The sequence below is a fragment of the Aureimonas altamirensis genome, assembly GCF_023702225.1.
GTDB classification, from domain to species: domain Bacteria; phylum Pseudomonadota; class Alphaproteobacteria; order Rhizobiales; family Rhizobiaceae; genus Aureimonas; species Aureimonas altamirensis_B.
Genome location: NZ_JAMQCO010000004.1, coordinates 56,384 through 72,166, shown reverse-complemented (window position 1 = coordinate 72,166; position 15,783 = coordinate 56,384). Strand labels below are relative to the sequence as shown.

General features: G+C 65.7%; 15 protein-coding genes and 1 tRNA gene. 13 read left to right on the top strand and 3 right to left on the bottom strand.

What is annotated here, in order from left to right; genetic code table 11:
- Nucleotides 1–13 precede the first annotated feature (13 nt).
- The 6 genes from tatB (at nucleotide 14) to NDN16_RS07860 (ending at nucleotide 5,359) form a co-directional block, all read left to right on the top strand.
- Nucleotides 14–517, top strand: coding sequence for a Sec-independent protein translocase protein TatB (tatB, locus tag NDN16_RS07885; protein ID WP_251113081.1), 504 nt, complete (start codon nucleotides 14–16; stop codon nucleotides 515–517).
- Nucleotides 514–1,323: a twin-arginine translocase subunit TatC gene (tatC, locus tag NDN16_RS07880; RefSeq protein ID WP_251113080.1), complete on the top strand. Its 810-nt coding sequence runs from the start codon at nucleotides 514–516 to the stop codon at nucleotides 1,321–1,323. Before tatB ends, tatC begins: the two co-directional genes overlap by 4 nt.
- 54 nt (nucleotides 1,324–1,377) lie before the next feature.
- Nucleotides 1,378–2,664: a serine--tRNA ligase gene (gene serS, locus NDN16_RS07875; RefSeq protein ID WP_251113079.1), complete on the top strand. Its 1,287-nt coding sequence runs from the start codon at nucleotides 1,378–1,380 to the stop codon at nucleotides 2,662–2,664.
- Between the two features lie 5 nt (nucleotides 2,665–2,669).
- Nucleotides 2,670–3,425: a 5'/3'-nucleotidase SurE gene (gene surE, locus NDN16_RS07870; RefSeq protein ID WP_251113078.1), complete on the top strand. Its 756-nt coding sequence runs from the start codon at nucleotides 2,670–2,672 to the stop codon at nucleotides 3,423–3,425.
- Entirely contained in the window at nucleotides 3,418–4,089 is a 672-nt protein-coding gene (locus NDN16_RS07865; RefSeq protein WP_251113077.1) for a methyltransferase domain-containing protein, read from the top strand. The genes surE and NDN16_RS07865 overlap by 8 nt, the downstream gene beginning before the upstream one ends.
- Nucleotides 4,090–4,240: 151 nt before the next feature.
- Nucleotides 4,241–5,359 (top strand): peptidoglycan DD-metalloendopeptidase family protein, encoded by a 1,119-nt coding sequence (locus NDN16_RS07860; RefSeq protein ID WP_251113076.1) that lies wholly within the window; start codon nucleotides 4,241–4,243, stop codon nucleotides 5,357–5,359.
- A gap of 68 nt (nucleotides 5,360–5,427) precedes the next feature.
- Here the strand turns inward: NDN16_RS07860 and NDN16_RS07855 are convergent, their stop codons facing one another.
- On the bottom strand, nucleotides 5,428–6,294 hold the full coding sequence (locus NDN16_RS07855) for an ATP-binding protein (RefSeq protein WP_251113075.1): 867 nt from the start codon (nucleotides 6,292–6,294) through the stop codon (nucleotides 5,428–5,430).
- Between the two features lie 150 nt (nucleotides 6,295–6,444).
- Here NDN16_RS07855 and yajC point away from each other — a divergent pair, with 150 nt between their 5' ends.
- The 5 genes from yajC to NDN16_RS07830 all read left to right on the top strand — a co-directional run bounded on the left by yajC (nucleotide 6,445) and on the right by NDN16_RS07830 (nucleotide 12,237).
- Nucleotides 6,445–6,786: a preprotein translocase subunit YajC gene (gene yajC, locus NDN16_RS07850; RefSeq protein ID WP_039190044.1), complete on the top strand. Its 342-nt coding sequence runs from the start codon at nucleotides 6,445–6,447 to the stop codon at nucleotides 6,784–6,786.
- A 124-nt stretch (nucleotides 6,787–6,910) separates the two neighbouring features.
- A complete protein-coding gene (gene secD, locus NDN16_RS07845; RefSeq protein WP_251113074.1) occupies nucleotides 6,911–9,469 on the top strand; it encodes a protein translocase subunit SecD in 2,559 nt (852 codons plus the stop codon).
- Between the two features lie 3 nt (nucleotides 9,470–9,472).
- Nucleotides 9,473–9,862, top strand: coding sequence for an Mth938-like domain-containing protein (locus tag NDN16_RS07840; protein ID WP_251113073.1), 390 nt, complete (start codon nucleotides 9,473–9,475; stop codon nucleotides 9,860–9,862).
- A 2-nt stretch (nucleotides 9,863–9,864) separates the two neighbouring features.
- Nucleotides 9,865–10,701, top strand: coding sequence for a phytoene/squalene synthase family protein (locus NDN16_RS07835; protein ID WP_251113072.1), 837 nt, complete (start codon nucleotides 9,865–9,867; stop codon nucleotides 10,699–10,701).
- A gap of 21 nt (nucleotides 10,702–10,722) precedes the next feature.
- Nucleotides 10,723–12,237: a DUF4153 domain-containing protein gene (locus tag NDN16_RS07830; RefSeq protein WP_251113071.1), complete on the top strand. Its 1,515-nt coding sequence runs from the start codon at nucleotides 10,723–10,725 to the stop codon at nucleotides 12,235–12,237.
- A gap of 21 nt (nucleotides 12,238–12,258) precedes the next feature.
- Here the strand turns inward: NDN16_RS07830 and trmFO are convergent, their stop codons facing one another.
- Nucleotides 12,259–13,665, bottom strand: a complete 1,407-nt coding sequence (trmFO, locus tag NDN16_RS07825; RefSeq protein WP_251113070.1) for a methylenetetrahydrofolate--tRNA-(uracil(54)-C(5))-methyltransferase (FADH(2)-oxidizing) TrmFO — start codon at nucleotides 13,663–13,665, stop codon at nucleotides 12,259–12,261.
- Nucleotides 13,666–13,833: 168 nt separating this feature from the next.
- On the bottom strand, nucleotides 13,834–13,977 hold the full coding sequence (locus NDN16_RS07820; RefSeq protein ID WP_073469294.1) for a DUF1127 domain-containing protein: 144 nt from the start codon (nucleotides 13,975–13,977) through the stop codon (nucleotides 13,834–13,836).
- 249 nt (nucleotides 13,978–14,226) lie between these two features.
- Between NDN16_RS07820 and NDN16_RS07815 the strand changes: the two genes are divergently transcribed.
- A tRNA-Leu gene (locus tag NDN16_RS07815) sits at nucleotides 14,227–14,310 on the top strand.
- Nucleotides 14,311–14,390: 80 nt separating this feature from the next.
- Nucleotides 14,391–15,749: a trigger factor gene (gene tig, locus NDN16_RS07810; protein WP_251113069.1), complete on the top strand. Its 1,359-nt coding sequence runs from the start codon at nucleotides 14,391–14,393 to the stop codon at nucleotides 15,747–15,749.
- Nucleotides 15,750–15,783: the final 34 nt, after the last annotated feature.

Sequence of the window (15,783 nt, the reverse complement as noted above, 5' to 3'; positions counted from 1 at the left end):
CGTTAGGCGCCCCATGTTTGAAGTCGGTTGGCTGGAACTGCTGGTCATAGCAGTCGTCCTTATTGTCGTGGTGGGCCCGAAAGATCTGCCGGGCATGCTCCGCACCTTCGGCCGCGTGACGACCCAGTTGCGCCGGATGGCGGGCGATTTCCGCAAGCAGTTCGACGATGCATTGCGCGAGGCCGAGCTGGAGGACGTACGCAAGGCCGCGAGCGACCTCAAGAAGCTCGATCCCCGCAACGACATCCGCAAGGCCATGAACCCCATGAAGTCCGTCGGCGACGAGATTCGCTCGTCGCTCAAGGCCGCGACGCAGGCGCCGCAGCCCAAGGTTCCGCCGGCCGACGAGGGCGCCCGCCCCATGGACGCTGCCGAACCGGCTGCCGCCGTCGCGCCGTCCGAGCCGGCTGCCGCCCAGCCGTCCGCGCAATCATCGGAGCCGCCGGCCACCGCCGCCGAAGCTGTGCCCCCCGCCGGGCCCGGCGAGCAGAAACGCAATGCCGGAGAGGTCGCATGAAGACCGGTCAGGATGAAATCGAGGCCTCCTCGGCACCGCTGATCGAACATCTGATCGAGTTGCGGCGCCGCCTGATCTGGAGCCTCGTCGGCTTTTTCATCGCGTTCCTGTTCTGCTTCGCCTTCGCCAAGCAGATCTTCAACCTGCTCGTCATCCCGTACCAGATCGGGACGGCGTGGGCCGGACTGGACGCGACCAAGGTCGAGCTCATCTACACCGCGCCGCAGGAATTCTTTTTCACGCAGGTCAAGATCGCGGCTTTCGGCGGGTTCTTCCTGGCTTTCCCGATCATCGCCATGCAACTCTACAAGTTCGTTGCGCCAGGCCTCTACCGCGACGAAAGGGAGGCTTTCCTGCCGTTCCTGGTGGCAACGCCGATCCTGTTCCTGATCGGCGCCGCGCTGGTCTACTTTTTCTTCACGCCGATGGTGATGTGGTTCTTCCTGTCCATGCAGCAGGCCGGCGGCGGCGGGCAGGCCACCATCGCGCTGTTGCCGCGCGTGTCGGAATACCTGTCGCTCATCATGACGCTCATCTTCGCCTTCGGCCTGGTGTTCCAGCTTCCGGTCGTCTCTTCGCTGCTGGTCCGCTCGGGCATCGTCTCGGCCGCGGGCCTGGCGTCGAAGCGCAAATACGCGATCGTCATCGCATTCATCGTCGCGGCGGTCATCACGCCGCCCGATCCGCTGTCCCAGATCGGCCTTGCGATACCGACCATCATTCTCTACGAGATTTCCATCTTTACGGCCCGGATGATCGAGAAGAAGCGTGCCGAACGCCTCGCCGACAGGGAGGCGCAGGGCTGATGTGACGGCCATGGGCTCCACCTTCTCGGATATTCGGGCGATCGGTGGGGCGACATGCTGGACATCAAGTGGATACGGGACAATCCCGAGGCTCTCGACGCGGCGTTGAAGGACAGGGGCGCAGCGCCGCTGTCAGCCGAGATCCTGCGTCTCGACGAGACGCGGCGCGATCATCTTCGACGCCTTCAGGAATTGCAGGGGCGCCGCAACGAAGTCTCGAAGGAGATCGGCAAGGCCAAGGGTGCTGGCGATGCCGCGCGCGCCGAGGCCCTGATGCAGGAAGTGGCCGACATCAAGGGTGCGGTACAGGAGGGCGAGGAGACGGAACGTCGCCTCGACGCCAACCTGCAGGACGTCCTGTCGCAGGTTCCCAACATACCGCTGGATGACGTGCCGGTCGGGGCGGACGAAGCCGAAAATATCGAAGTGCGCCGCGTGGGCGACAAGCCCGTGTTCGATTTCACGCCGCTCGAGCATTACGACCTCGGCGAAGCGCTCGGCCTGATGGATTTCGAGGCCGCGGCCCGTATGTCCGGGGCCCGCTTCACCGTTCTGCGGGGCAAGCTGGCGCGGCTCGAACGCGCGCTCGGCCAGTTCATGCTTGACAATTCCACCGGAAACTTCGGCTACCAGGAGGTGTCGCCGCCATTGCTGGTGCGTGACGAGGCCCTGTTCGGAACCGGCCAGTTGCCGAAATTCTCGGAAGATCTGTTCAACACGACGGACGGTCGCTGGCTGATCCCCACGGCGGAAGTGTCGCTGACCAACCTCGTGCGGGAGCAGATCCTGGACGAGGCGGCGCTGCCGCTTCGGGTAACGGCGCTGACGCCGTCCTTCCGCTCCGAGGCGGGCTCCGCCGGCCGCGACACCAAGGGCATGCTCCGGCAGCACCAGTTCTACAAGGCCGAACTCGTCTCGGTGACGACGCCGGAAAACTCCGCCGCCGAACTGGAGCGCATGACCGAATGCGCCGAGCGCGTATTGCAGATGCTGGGCCTGCATTACCGCGTCGTGACGCTGTGCACCGGCGACATGGGTTTCTCGTCCCGCAAGACCTACGATATCGAGGTTTGGCTGCCGGGGCAGGACACGTTCCGCGAAATCTCCTCCTGCTCCGTCTGCGGCGATTTCCAGGCGCGCCGCATGCAGGCGCGCTACCGCCCGGCCGGTGAAAAGCAGCCGCCGCGCTACGTACACACCTTGAACGGCTCCGGCACCGCCGTCGGACGCGCGCTCATCGCCGTGATGGAAAATTACCAGACGGCGGATGGCGGCATCATAATTCCTGAAGCATTGCGCCCCTATATGGGCGGCCTGGAACGGATCGAGAAAGACGCCTGAGGCCCATGAGAATTCTGCTGACCAACGATGACGGCATCCATGCCGATGGCCTTGCCGTCCTTGAGCGGATAGCCGGACAGCTTTCCGACGAGGTGTGGATCGTCGCGCCCGAGACCGACCAGAGCGGCCTGTCGCATTCGTTGACGCTCTCGTCCCCGTTGCGCCTGCGCCGTATCGCCGAGCGGCGATTCGCCTTGTCGGGCACGCCGACCGATTGCGTCATCATGGCGGCGAAGCATCTGATGCCTGCGCCGCCGGACCTCGTCCTTTCCGGCGTCAACGCGGGCCAGAACCTGTGCGACGACGTGACCTATTCGGGCACCGTCGCCGGCGCCATCGAGGGCACGATGCTCGGATTGCGCTCGATCGCGCTCAGCCAGGCCTTCACGCCCGGCTCGGACAGGGAAGCCCTCTGGGAGACGGCCGAGCGTCATGCGCCGGACGTGATCCGCACATTGCTGTCCGTTCCCTTCCGCCCGGGAACGCTGGTCAACGTCAACTTCCCGCCGGTGCGGCCCGAGGCGGTTGCCGGCGTCGCCGTCACGCGGCAGGGCAAGCTCGATTACAGCCTCGGCCTGGAAGAGCGGCGCGATGGCCGCGGTTTCCCGTACTACTGGCTGAAATTCGGCCGCGAGGCGGGGGCCGACATGGAGCACTCGGACATCGGCGCCATCCGCGACGGCCGCATATCGGTGACGCCGCTGCAGCTTGACCTGACCGATCACGCGATGCGGCGCGAGATGGAGAGCCTCTTTGTCTGACACGCGTGGTTCCCGCCCCGGCACGGAGGCGGACCGCGAGCAGCTTGCGGCCTTTCTCCTGTCCATGCGGTCGCGCCTCGGCGCCGACGGGCGGATGCTTTCGGCGCTGGAGACCGTTCCCAGGCGCGCCTTCCTGCCGGGCGTCCGGGGCGATCTCTATGCCGCCCAGTCATTTCCGCTTTCCTGCGGCGAAACGATGCCCAGCGCCGAACTGACGGTGCGCTGCCTGATGGCGCTGAAGGTGCAACCGGACAGCCGTATCCTGGAAGTCGGAACGGGCAGCGGCTATTGCAGCGCGCTTCTGGCGCGGCTGGGCGCGCGCGTCACCACGATCGAGCGGTATCGCACCCTGCACCAGGAGGCGAGCGAACGGGCGAAGGCGCTCGGCTTCGAGAACATCACCTTCCTTCATGACGACGGCGCACGCGGCCATGGCGAAGGCGGCCCCTACGATCGCATCATCGTGCATGCCGCCATGCCGGCCGTGCCCAAGCCCTTCGTCGAGCAGTTGGCCTCGCACGGCGTGCTGCTGTGTGCCGTGGGGCCCGGCAGCGGCATGCAGCGGCTGGTGCGGCATGAGAAGGCGGGCAGCAGGCTGGAGGAGGCAGTCGTCGGAACGGTGTGGTGGCAGTCGTTGAAGCCGGGCAGGGCAGCGGCCCTGTGAGGCGCCTGTTTTTACCCGCCTCTCCCGAAGTTGAACAAACTTCCTCGTAATCGATTGCCGGGCTTAACCACGCGGTAAGATTAACGCGCTCTTATGTGTCCACTGTGATGGCGTAGGCACGGGGACGGAAATGACATTCGGCGAATTGAAAGTGACACGTGGCAAGCTCATGCGCATTGCCGGCCTGCTGGCTGTCACGACAGCCGTCGCCGGTTGCAGCAGCGACGCGACCCGTCTGCAGGACAGCTTCTACACAGGGGCCATTCCGCAGAGCGCATCGCAGCAGCCGGCTTATGCCCAGGCGCCGCAGCAGCCGGCCTACGGGGCGTATCCGAGCCAGCAGGGCGGCGACACCTATACGCCGCAGCCGTCTGCCGGCTCGCCCGTCAGCCGGTCGGAGCTGCCGCCGCCTCCGGCCGCATCGGCTGCCACCGCGCCGCAGGCCGCAGCCCCGACGCAGACCGCATCTCGCGCGCCATCGGGTGGCGGGATCAAGGTGGAATCCGGTGACTCGCTCGGCGGCATCGCCCGGCGCGCCGGCGTCAGCGTCGCCGATCTGCGTGCGGCAAACGGCCTGACGACCGACAATATCCGCATCGGCCAGGTGCTGCAGCTCCCCGCCGGGGCGAATGCCGGCGCCGCCAACACCCGTGTCGCCTCTCTCGGCACGCCGCCGACCACGTTGCAGGAGCAGGCGGCACGCGTGACGCCCAGCACGGCGCCGGCAACGACACCGGCCCAGACGGCTCCGGCACAGGCCGCCGCACCGGCGACGCCGGCGCAGACTCCGCCGGCCAGCCAGCCGCAGCAGAGCCAGCCGGCCGCCGTGGCCAGCACCACGGTCGAGGAACAGACCGAGCAGCAGACGGCGGCGCTGGCGCCCGAATCGACGGGTATCTCGCAGTTCCGCTGGCCGGTTCAGGGCCGCGTCGTAAAGAGCTTCGGCGACAAGGTCGGCAGCCGCCGCAATGACGGCCTCAACATTTCGGTGCCGCGCGGCACCCCGGTCAAGGCTGCCGAAAACGGCGTCGTCATCTATGCGGGCGAGGGCCTGAAGGAATTCGGAAAGACGGTTCTGGTCAAGCACGACAACGGCCTCGTCACCGTCTACGGCCATGCCGACGAGATCCTCGTCGAGCGCGGCGCCACGGTGCGCCGTGGCCAGGACATCGCGAAAGCGGGGATGACCGGCGATACGGACGCGCCCATGCTGCACTTCGAGGTGCGCAAGGACTCGTCCCCGGTCAACCCGATGACCTACCTCCAGTAGCGTACTGCGTCAGTTGGAGCGTCGGCCCGGCTCGTCGTCCCGAGCCGGGCCTTTTGTCTTACATGTCGTCAGTCGATGCGGTGACCGCGCTCGGCTGCGTAATCCTGCACGAACTGCCAGGCCACCCGGCCGGACCGGCTCCCCCGCGTGGTGTACCATTCCAGCGCCGCGCGCCGCGCATCCTCGGCATCGTGCGGAACCGCATAGGCGGCGAGATAGCCGTTTACCATGGCCAGATACTCGTCCTGCGAACACGCATGGAAGCCGATCCAGAGGCCGAACCGATCCGATAGGGAAACCTTCTCCTCGACGGCCTCGCCGGGCGAGATCGCAGTGGACTGTTCGTTTTCCATCATCGAGCGCGGCAGAAGGTGCCTGCGATTCGACGTGGCATAGAAGACGACGTTGCGAGGCCGTCCCTCCACGCCGCCATCCAGGACCGCCTTCAGCGATTTGTAGCTGGTGTCGTCGTGGTCGAACGAGAGATCGTCGCAGAACAGCAGGATCCGGTACGGACTTTCGCGCAGATAGCCCATCAGCGCCGGCAGGTGGTCGATATCCTCGCGATGAATCTCGATCAGCTTCAGGCCGGCCTGCGGCACGGAGGCATTCACTTCGGCGTGGGCCGCCTTGACCAGAGAGGATTTGCCCATGCCGCGCGCGCCCCACAGAAGAGCGTTGTTGGCGGGCAATCCTTCGGCGAAACGCCGCGTATTCGTCAGGAGAATGTCGCGGGCGCGGTCGATTCCGGTCAGGAGCGATATCGGCACGCGGCTCACCTGGGCGACCGGGCGCAGCGTCATCGGCGGCTCGAAGACGAAGCAGTCGGCGGTCGCAAGGTCCGGGGCGCGGGCCGGGGCAGGGGCGATGCGTTCCAGTGCGGCGGCAATGCGCGACAGGGTCGATTCGAGGTCCTGTCGCCGATGGGTGTCCATGATTGCGCTCTCCTGCTGACTGCCGGTTGCGGCGATCATCACGCCGACGCGATGGGTGGATGACGCAGCCTTATTGCATTCGGACCGACCGTTCGTATATTGCGGCCACTTCGTAAAGAGCCCTCGAACGCTGATCAATCAGGAGACACCATGTTCGTATCCCCGGCTTACGCCCAGACCGCAGGTGCCGCCGGCGGAACGGAAAGCCTGCTCATCACCATCCTGCCCTTCGTGGCCGTCTTCGCCATCATGTACTTCCTCATCATCCGGCCGCAGCGCCGCCAGATGAAGAAGCGCGACGAGATGCTGCGAAACATCCGCCGCGGCGATACCGTGGTGACGGGTGGCGGCATCATCGGCAAGGTGACCAAGGTTCTCGACAATGGCGAGGTCGAGGTGCAGATTTCCGAACAGGTCAAGATACGCGTGCTCCAGTCGACCATCGGCGATGTCCGAGTGAAGGGCGAGCCGGCGGCCGCCAACACGAAATAGCCTTTGTTTCGCCTGACAAGCGGTTGAATTGCCCGGGGTTTTCGGCCCCGGGCGCTTGCGTTCAGCAATCCATTGATACGGTGTGCGCCGCTGAGGCGGCGTAAAGCCCTTTCCCGGAACGGCCATGCTCTACTTCTCGCGCTGGAAATCCATTCTCATCTGGTTGGTCGTTGCGGTAGGCGTTCTTTTCGCCCTTCCCAACATACTGACCCAGCGCCAGCTGGAGGCCATGCCGAACTGGTTGCCCGACAGGCCGATGACCCTGGGCCTGGACCTTCAGGGCGGCTCCTACATCTTGCTGGAGGTCGATCGCGCCTCGCTGGTGGCTGCGCGCCTCAATTCCGTGCGTGACGACGCGCAACTACAGCTCCGCAACGGCAATGTCGGCTTTACCGACATGCGCGAGGTCGATGGCGGCGTCGAGTTCCGGCTGCGCGATCCGGCGCAGGCGGCGGCGGCCCGCACCGCGCTTCGCCCGCTGACGGACCCGATCTCGTCCGGGATGATGGCCGGAGGCACGATCACCGAGGTGGATCTGGCCGAGCCGCAATCCGGCGCCTTCCGCCTGACCCTGACCGAGCAGGGCATCAACCACCGTCTGTCGACGGCCGTCTCCCAATCCATCGAAGTCGTGCGACGCCGCGTCGACGAGCTCGGCACGACGGAGCCCGTCATCCAGCGTCAGGGCGTGGACCGCATCATGGTGCAGGTGCCTGGCCTGCAGGATCCGGCACGCCTGAAGGCCCTGTTGAACCAGACCGCGCAGCTGACCTTCCGCCTCGTCGATCTGCAGCACTCGGCCGAGGCCGTCGCGGCCGGGCAGCAGCCGGCGCCCGCCGGGTCGGAACTGCTCTACACCACCGATAATCCGGCGATGCCGATCCTGGTGCAGCGCCAGGTGATGGTGTCGGGTGAAAATCTGACCGATGCGCAGGCCGGCTTCGACCAGCAGACCAATGCGGCCGTCGTCAACATCCGCTTCGATTCGCGCGGCGCGCAGCGCTTCGGCGCGGTGACGCAGCAGAATGTCGGACGCCCCTTCGCCATCGTCCTCGACGAGAAAGTCCTGTCGGCGCCCAATATCCGTGAGCCGATCCTGGGCGGGCAGGCGCAGATATCCGGCAACTTCACGGTGCAGACGGCCAACGATCTCGCCGTGCTGCTTCGGGCCGGCGCGCTGCCGGCAAACCTGAATATCCTGGAAGAACGCACGGTCGGGCCGGGCCTCGGGGCAGACTCCGTCGCAGCCGGTCAGATGGCCGGCCTCATCGGCGGCATCTTCGTGATCGTGTTCATGTTCGCGGCCTATGGCTTCCTGGGCCTCATCGCCAACATCGCGCTGATCATCAACATCGTTCTCCTCGTCGCGCTGCTGTCGTTCCTGGGGGCGACGCTGACATTGCCGGGCATCGCCGGCATCGTGCTCACCATGGGCATGGCGGTGGATTCCAACGTGCTCATCTACGAACGAATCCTGGAAGAGCGAAAACAGGGACGCTCGGTGATCCAGTCCATCGACGCCGGATTCCACAAGGCATTCGGCACCATCATGGATGCCAACATCACATCGCTCATCGCTGCCGCGGTCCTGTTCTTCCTCGGCTCCGGCCCGGTGCGGGGCTTTGCCGTCACCCTGGCGCTCGGCATCCTCACCACGATCTTCACCGCCATCACCCTGACGCGCTGGATGGTGGCCTACTGGGTCAAGCATCGTCGTCCCAAGGAAGTGCGTCGCGGCTTCTTCACCTTCGTTCCGGAGAAGACCAATGTGCGTTTCATGGCGGTGCGCCGTATCGGTTTCGCAATCACCATCATCCTGTCGCTGGCCTCCATCGGCGGGCTGGCCACGCTAGGCCTCAACTACGGCATCGACTTTACCGGCGGCACCGTCATCGAGGCCCAGTCCAAGGGGCCGGAAGCCGACGTCGGCGCCATCCGCGCGGCCCTTGCGCCGATCATCGAGGGTGAAGCGCAGGTGCAGGAGTTCGGCTCCCCGCGCGACGTGCTGATCCGCTTCGGCGCGCAGAGCGTCGACCAGGAGACGCCGCAGACCAGCATCAACGCCGTCCGCGGAGCCTTGTCCGCCGACTATGATTTCCAGCGTGTGGAAGTCGTCGGTCCTTCCGTTTCCAGCGAATTGGCCTTGGCGGCGATTCTTGGCGTGGTGGGCGCGATGTTCGGCATCATGGTCTATGTGTGGGTACGCTTCGAGTGGCAGTTCGCCATCGGCGCCATCGTTTCCACCGCGCACGACGTCATCATGACCATCGGTTTCTTCGTGCTGATGCGGGCCGAGTTCAACCTCACCAGTATCGCGGCGGTGCTGACCATCGTCGGTTATTCGCTCAACGACACCATCGTCGTCTTCGACCGCATGCGCGAGAACCTGCGCAAGTACAAGAAGATGCCGCTCGACACGCTGATCGACCTGTCGCTCAATGAAACGTTGAACCGTACGATCATGACGGGCGCCACCATGATCCTCGCCCTCGTCGCGCTGTATTTCTTCGGCGGGGACGTGATCCGCAATTTCGTGGCGCCGATGATCGTCGGCGTGATCGTGGGCGTCTACTCGTCGGTCTTCATCGCCGGCCCGATGCTGATCTACTTCAAGCTGCGGCCGGAAAAGGCCGCGATGGACAAGGCCGAATCCGCTTCCGCCGGCACGGCGAAGGAAGCCTGAGCCTTGGCGGCCGAGACCGCGGAGACGAGGGATGCGCACCTGCCGCGTCAGGTGCCCATCGACGCCTACGGCAACGGGGGCTTCCGCTTTGCCGGCATGTCGCATCGTGGTTCCCTCCTGTGCCTGCCGTCCGGCCTCTATGGCTGGACGGGAACGGCACAGGCCCCGTTTTCGGGTGAGCGTCTGCTGAAGGCCCTCGAGGAATCCGACATCCGCTTCATGCTGTTCGGCACGGGGAGCGACATCAGACGTCTCCCGCCGGCATTGGCGGCCCGCTTCAACGCAGCCGGCATGTCCTGCGACGCCATGTCGACAGGGGCTGCGGTGCGGACCTACAACATCATGCTTCTCGAGGGTCGCCCTGTCGGCGCGGCCCTCGTCGCGGTGGACTGACGTTGGAAAAGGGCCTCGCCGCCGATTTCGGCGAATGTCGCCGGCTGGTCGACGATGTCGACGCGGACCGCGCCGTATCGCTGGCCTATGCGCCAGACGACCGCAGGAATGCGCTGGCGGCCCTCTATGCCTTCGATATCGAGACGGGGCGCGTCCGGGCGCAGGTAAGCCAGCCGCTGCCGGGGGAAGTCCGCCTGCAATGGTGGCGGGACAGAATAGCCAATCCGCAGGATGAGGGGCAGGGCGCACCAGTCGCGCATGCGCTGCTGGATACGATCCGGCGATACGATCTGCCGGGCGACGCCTTCGAACGCTATCTCGAGGCCCGCATCTTCGATCTCTACGACGACCCGATGCCCACGCGGGCCGAGTTCGAAGCCTATGCCGGAGAAACGGCCTCCACGATCATCATGCTGGCGACGATGATTCTGGGCGGCAGGCCCGATACGGTCGTGGCCGACGCTGCCGGTCATGCCGGTGTGGCAACCGTCGCATCCGGACTTCTGCGCCGCGAGTCCCAACTCCGGCGGCTGGGGCAGCATCTCATTCCCGGCGATCTCCTGTCCGCCGCGGGCACGGACCATGCCGGCTGGGCCGCCGGGCCGGAGGGGTTGGAGGCGGCGCGGCTGGCGCTGGCGGCATATGCGCGCGACCATCTCAACGAGGCAACGAACCGCCTTCCTCGCGTCGCGCCCGCGATCAGGCCCGCCTTCCTGCCGGCTCTCGCCGGCGGAGCAGCCCTGCGCATGGTGGAACGCAGCGGCGGCCGGCCCTATGTCGAGTCCCGATTTGCGGCGATGCATCGCCTGTGGAGTTACTGGCGGGCCATGCGCGCCTGACGGCATATGGAAAGGGCAGACATGGTGTCCATGCGGCGCGGCGGCCGGGCCGCATTCCTGACGGCGCTGCCGTCACGCATCCTCACCGCCGCAGGCGGAGCGGTGTCGCGCTTTCCGTCTACCGTTCTCTGCCTCTGTGTCGCCGCGCTGCTGGCCAACGCGTGGATTGCCGGATACGGGGACCTGTCGGGCAGCCAGCAGCGCCACATTCTGGCGGCCTTGTCCATTGCCGTGTTGTGGTCGGTCGGAATCTCGGCTGCCTATGCCGCCGCAGGGCGTTCCGGCGCGGTTTCGCATGTCGCCTCGGCTGCCGGGGCGGCGGTGGCCGGCTGCGTCGCCTGGTTTCACGAGCCGTTCGAGGATGCATCCTCCGTTCTGCAACTTGCATCGCTGCTGCTCATGTTCGTCATGCCGTTCCTACGCCGGCCGGAGCCGGTCGGCCTGTGGACTTTCGTGCTGCGCGGCTTCGCCGCCTTCGGCCTTGCCTTCGTGGCGGTGCTTGCCTTCGTATCCGGCATGGTGCTGCTGGTGGAACTGTTCCGGCTCCTGTTCAGCGTCGGGCCGGGCTGGAAAACCTATGCCCATGTCTATGCGACTGCGTTGCTGCTGGTCGGCCCCGTGGCGACCCTCGGCCTCTTTCCCGACGCCAGGCAAGGTCCGCCCTCCGCCCGGCTGGCGGGGCTGGTGCGGAGTTTCCTGACCTTCGTGGCGGTTCCGCTCCTGATCGCTGCGCTGATCGTGCTGCATCTCTACGCAATCCGGGTCGCGGTAACGGGAGACCTGGCAGGGCGCGACATGGTGTGGATCGTGCCGGTTCTTCTGCTCGATCTTGCCTTCGTCCGCTTCCTGGCCGTGCCGTTTGCCGGCGCGGAGGCGCCGGTGGCGGTGCGGGCGGTCCGGCGGTTCTGGCCGCTGGCATTGCCGGTTCCCCTGGTGCTTTTCATGCTGGCATTCGTGGGCGAGTCGGCACGCGGGTGGACGCTGGAACTCTACTACGCCCTGCTGTTCTGCCTGGTTTGTGCCGTCCTCGGCTTCATGCAGCTTATGCCGGCGTCGCGGGGTGATCCGCGCTGGTTCCTCGGCTTGCCGGCGGTCGCGCTGGTTGCCTCGCTCTTCGGTCCATGGGGCGCGGCGGCGGTGACGTCGCAGATGCCGGCCCCACAACAACCGACGCCGGCCGTGTCGTTCAGCGACTACAATGCGCCCGCCGCACCCGCCTTGCCGGCCGGGGAGTTCGATCTCGTGCTGCCGGACGTAGCCATCGGGCAAGAGGCCGGCAACGCCAGCCTGGACTTCACCGTCCGCTTCGACGGTGGCGACCTCGTGCTGGACTATTCGGGCGCCGAGCCGGTCCGGTTCGCGATGGCGCCCGCCCTGCAGGCGATCTCCGCGCAACCGGATGCGCCCGCGCGCGGCACGCTGAGAGCCGCGTCCGGCGAGACGCTCTTCTACGATGTGAAGTTCCTGCGGCTGGTGGACCGTCAGCCGCAGATCGGCCGGATGACCATCCTGCTGCGCGCAGCCGACTGGCAGTAGAGGGCAAGCCGAGGCGGGGCCTCAGCCTGCCTCGGCCAGCCCGTGCGCCGCGTTCCAGGCTGCGAAGTCGGACAAGGCGCGCCCGGCCATCGCCTTCTTCTTGGCGACGGTCTTTTCCTTGCCGCGAAGACGCTTGCCCTCGATCTTTGGCGATTCCATCGGGGGAAAAAGCCCGAAATTGACGTTCATCGGCTGGAACGACCGTTTGCCGGGCTCCTCGTCGGTGCTGATGTGGCCACCGGTGATGTGGTTCAGGAGGGCGCCCATCGCCGTCGTCACGGGTGGCGGCGTCGCTGCCCGGCCGTATGCTTCGGCGATGGCGAAGCGTCCGGCCATCAGGCCGACGCTTGTCGATTCGACATAGCCTTCGCAACCGGTGATCTGGCCGGCGAACCGAAGATCGGGCCGCGCCTTGAGGCGCAGCGACCCGTCCAGCAGCACGGGCGAGTTCAGGTAGGTGTTGCGATGCAGGCCGCCCAGCCTTGCAAATTCCGCCGCTTCCAGTCCAGGGATCATACGGAAGATACGCGTCTGCTCGGCGTATTTCAGCTTGGTCTGGAATCCGACCATGTTGTAGAGGGTGCCGAGCGCGTTATCCTGCCGCAGCTGCACCACCGCATAGGCCTTGATGTCCGGCTGATGCGCGTTCGTCAGCCCCATCGGTTTCATCGGCCCGTGGCGCAGTGTTTCCGGCCCGCGTTCCGCCATGACCTCGATGGGCAGGCAGCCGTCGAAATAGGGCGTACCCTCCCATTCGCGGAACTCGGTCTTCTCGCCTTCCATCAACGCCGCGATGAACGCCTCGTAGGTCGGCTTGTCGAGCGGGCAGTTGATGTAGTCCTTGCCGGTGCCGCCAGGGCCGACCTTGTCGTAGCGGCTCTGAAACCATGCCTTGTCCATGTCGATCGAGTCGAAATGCACGATGGGCGCGATGGCGTCGAAGAAGGCGAGCGAATCCGCGCTGGTCTCCCGTGCGATCGCCTCCGCAAGGCCTGGTGCGGTGAGCGGGCCGGTCGCGACGATGGCTGCGCCCCACTCGGCCGGGGGCAGGCCCGTCACCTCTTCGCGGCGGATTTCCACCAGCGGGTGGGCCTCCAGCGCCTGGGTGACCGCGCGTGCGAAGCCGTCGCGGTCGACGGCGAGGGCGCTGCCGGCCGGGACCTGGTTGGCGTCCGCGGCACGCATGATCAGGCTGCCGGCCAGGCGCAACTCGGCATGAAGCACGCCGACGGCATTGCCTTCGGCGTCGTCGGAGCGGAACGAGTTGGAGCAGACGAGCTCTGCGAGATCGTCCGTCTTGTGCGCGTCGGTGCCGCGCACGCCGCGCATCTCATGGATGATGACGGGAATTCCGGCCTCGGCGATCTGCCATGCGGCTTCCGAACCGGCGAGGCCGCCGCCGACGATGTGGATGGGTCTGTGTGCCATGGCGAATGCTCTACAGCATTACCCCGAAAAAACAACAACACCCGCCGGGGGAGGACCGGCGGGTGTCGTTTGGAAACCTGCGATTTTGGGAGGAGGAGTTCGCAGGTTCTATTCGCAGCGGCTATTGGGAGGAGGAGAAGCCGCGGCGAAAACCGTCAATTTCAAGGTTCAGCGCGTCGCTGCCTTCGCGATGGAAGGAATGTCCGCGCGGGAGATGCCAAGATCGGCAAGTTCGCGCTGCGAGAGACGGTTCAGTTCCGTGCAGGTCTCGCGGTAACGGCGCCAGCTGGCGTAGGAGCGAACGATGTTCATGTGACCCAACAGCCTTTGACTGTATTTGTGTTTAAATCGATTGAAGCTTTAGGTCCGTGTGGTCCGTTGCTTCGATGGTTGGAATGTAGCCGCGCGCCTCGTGCATCACCAGAGCCGGTTTCGCATAGCAGCCTTGCGGATGGTGCAACGCAACACGCTCGGCGACGGTATCGCTGCGGCGTTTCCTGTTTGACGTCAAATCTGGCAGTGATATAGAGACGCGCGCTACGCGATGAGCCAAGGCGCTGTGCGGGTGTGGCGGAATTGGTAGACGCACTAGATTTAGGTTCTAGCGCCTATGGTGTGGGGGTTCGAGTCCCTCCACCCGCACCAGCTCCTGGAGTTTCTCGCATCGGAATTGAAATCGACTTCGGCGGTCTTCCGTCGGTCAACCTGAAATCGAAGGGTTTAGAATGCAGGTAACGGAAACCAAGGCCGAGGGCCTTAAGCGCGAGATCGAAGTCGTCGTGCCGGCCGCGGACCTCGAGGCACGGCTCCAGACCCGGCTGTTTGAAGCGAAGGATCAGGTGCGCCTCAAGGGCTTCCGGCCCGGCAAGGTGCCGGTGTCCCACCTGCGCAAGACCTACGGCCGTTCGCTGATGGCCGAGATCGTCAACCAGATCCTCAACGAGACGCCGCGCAAGGTCATCGCCGACCGCAACGAGCGCTCCGCCATGCAGCCCGAGGTCGCGATGACCGAGGACGAAGGCGAGGCCGAGAAGGTCCTGGGCGGCGGTACCGACTTCCGCTTCACCCTGCGTTACGAGACGCTGCCGTCCTTCGACGTCAAGGACACGTCGGACATCGCCATCGAACGGCCCGTGGTCGAGGTGGCGGACGAGGAAGTCGAGGAGCAGGTCAAGCGCATCGCCGAGAACGCGCGCACCTATTCCGACAAGGACGGCGCAGCAGAGAACGGCGACCGCGTCACCATGGACTTCGTCGGCAAGATCGACGGCGAAGCCTTCCAGGGCGGCTCGGCGGAAGATTCCAACCTCGTCATCGGCTCGGGTCAGTTCATTCCCGGCTTCGAAGACCAGCTCGTCGGCGCCAAGGCCGGTGACGAGCGCGAGGTGAAGGTTTCCTTCCCCGAAGATTACGGTGCGGCGCATCTGGCCGGCAAGGAAGCCGTCTTCGACGTCAAGGTTAAGGCCGTCGCTGCCCCCGGCGAGCTCGAGCTGAACGACGAACTCGCCAAGCAGATGGGCCTGGAGTCCATCGAGAAGCTGCGCGAGATCGTGCGTGGCCAGATCGAGAGCCAGTTCGGCGCCATGACGCGTCAGAAGGTCAAGCGCCAGCTTCTGGACGCCCTCGACAAGGACTACGATTTCCCGCTGCCGGAAAAGCTCGTGGAAGCCGAGTTCAACAACATCTGGTCGCAGGTCAGCCGCGAGCTCGAGCAGAGCGGCAAGACCTTCGAGGACGAGGACACGACCGAGGAGAAGGCCCGCGAGGATTATCGCAAGCTGGCCGAGCGCCGCGTTCGCCTTGGCCTCGTCCTGTCCGAGATCGGCGAGAAGGCCGGCGTGACCATCTCCGACGAGGAACTGCAGCGTGCCCTGTTCGAACAGGTTCGCCAGTATCCCGGCCAGGAGCAGCAGGTCTACGACTACTTCCGCAAGACGCCGGAAGCGATCCAGAGCCTGCGCGCGCCGATCTACGAGGAGAAGGTCGTCGACCACCTGCTCGGTTCGGTCAAGGTGACGGACAAGACCGTCAGCCGCGAAGAGCTCATGAAGGAAGACGAGGAAGAGGCCAGCGCCGCCGCCTGACGGCGGCTCGCCGCTTCCGCAGATACACGAAGGG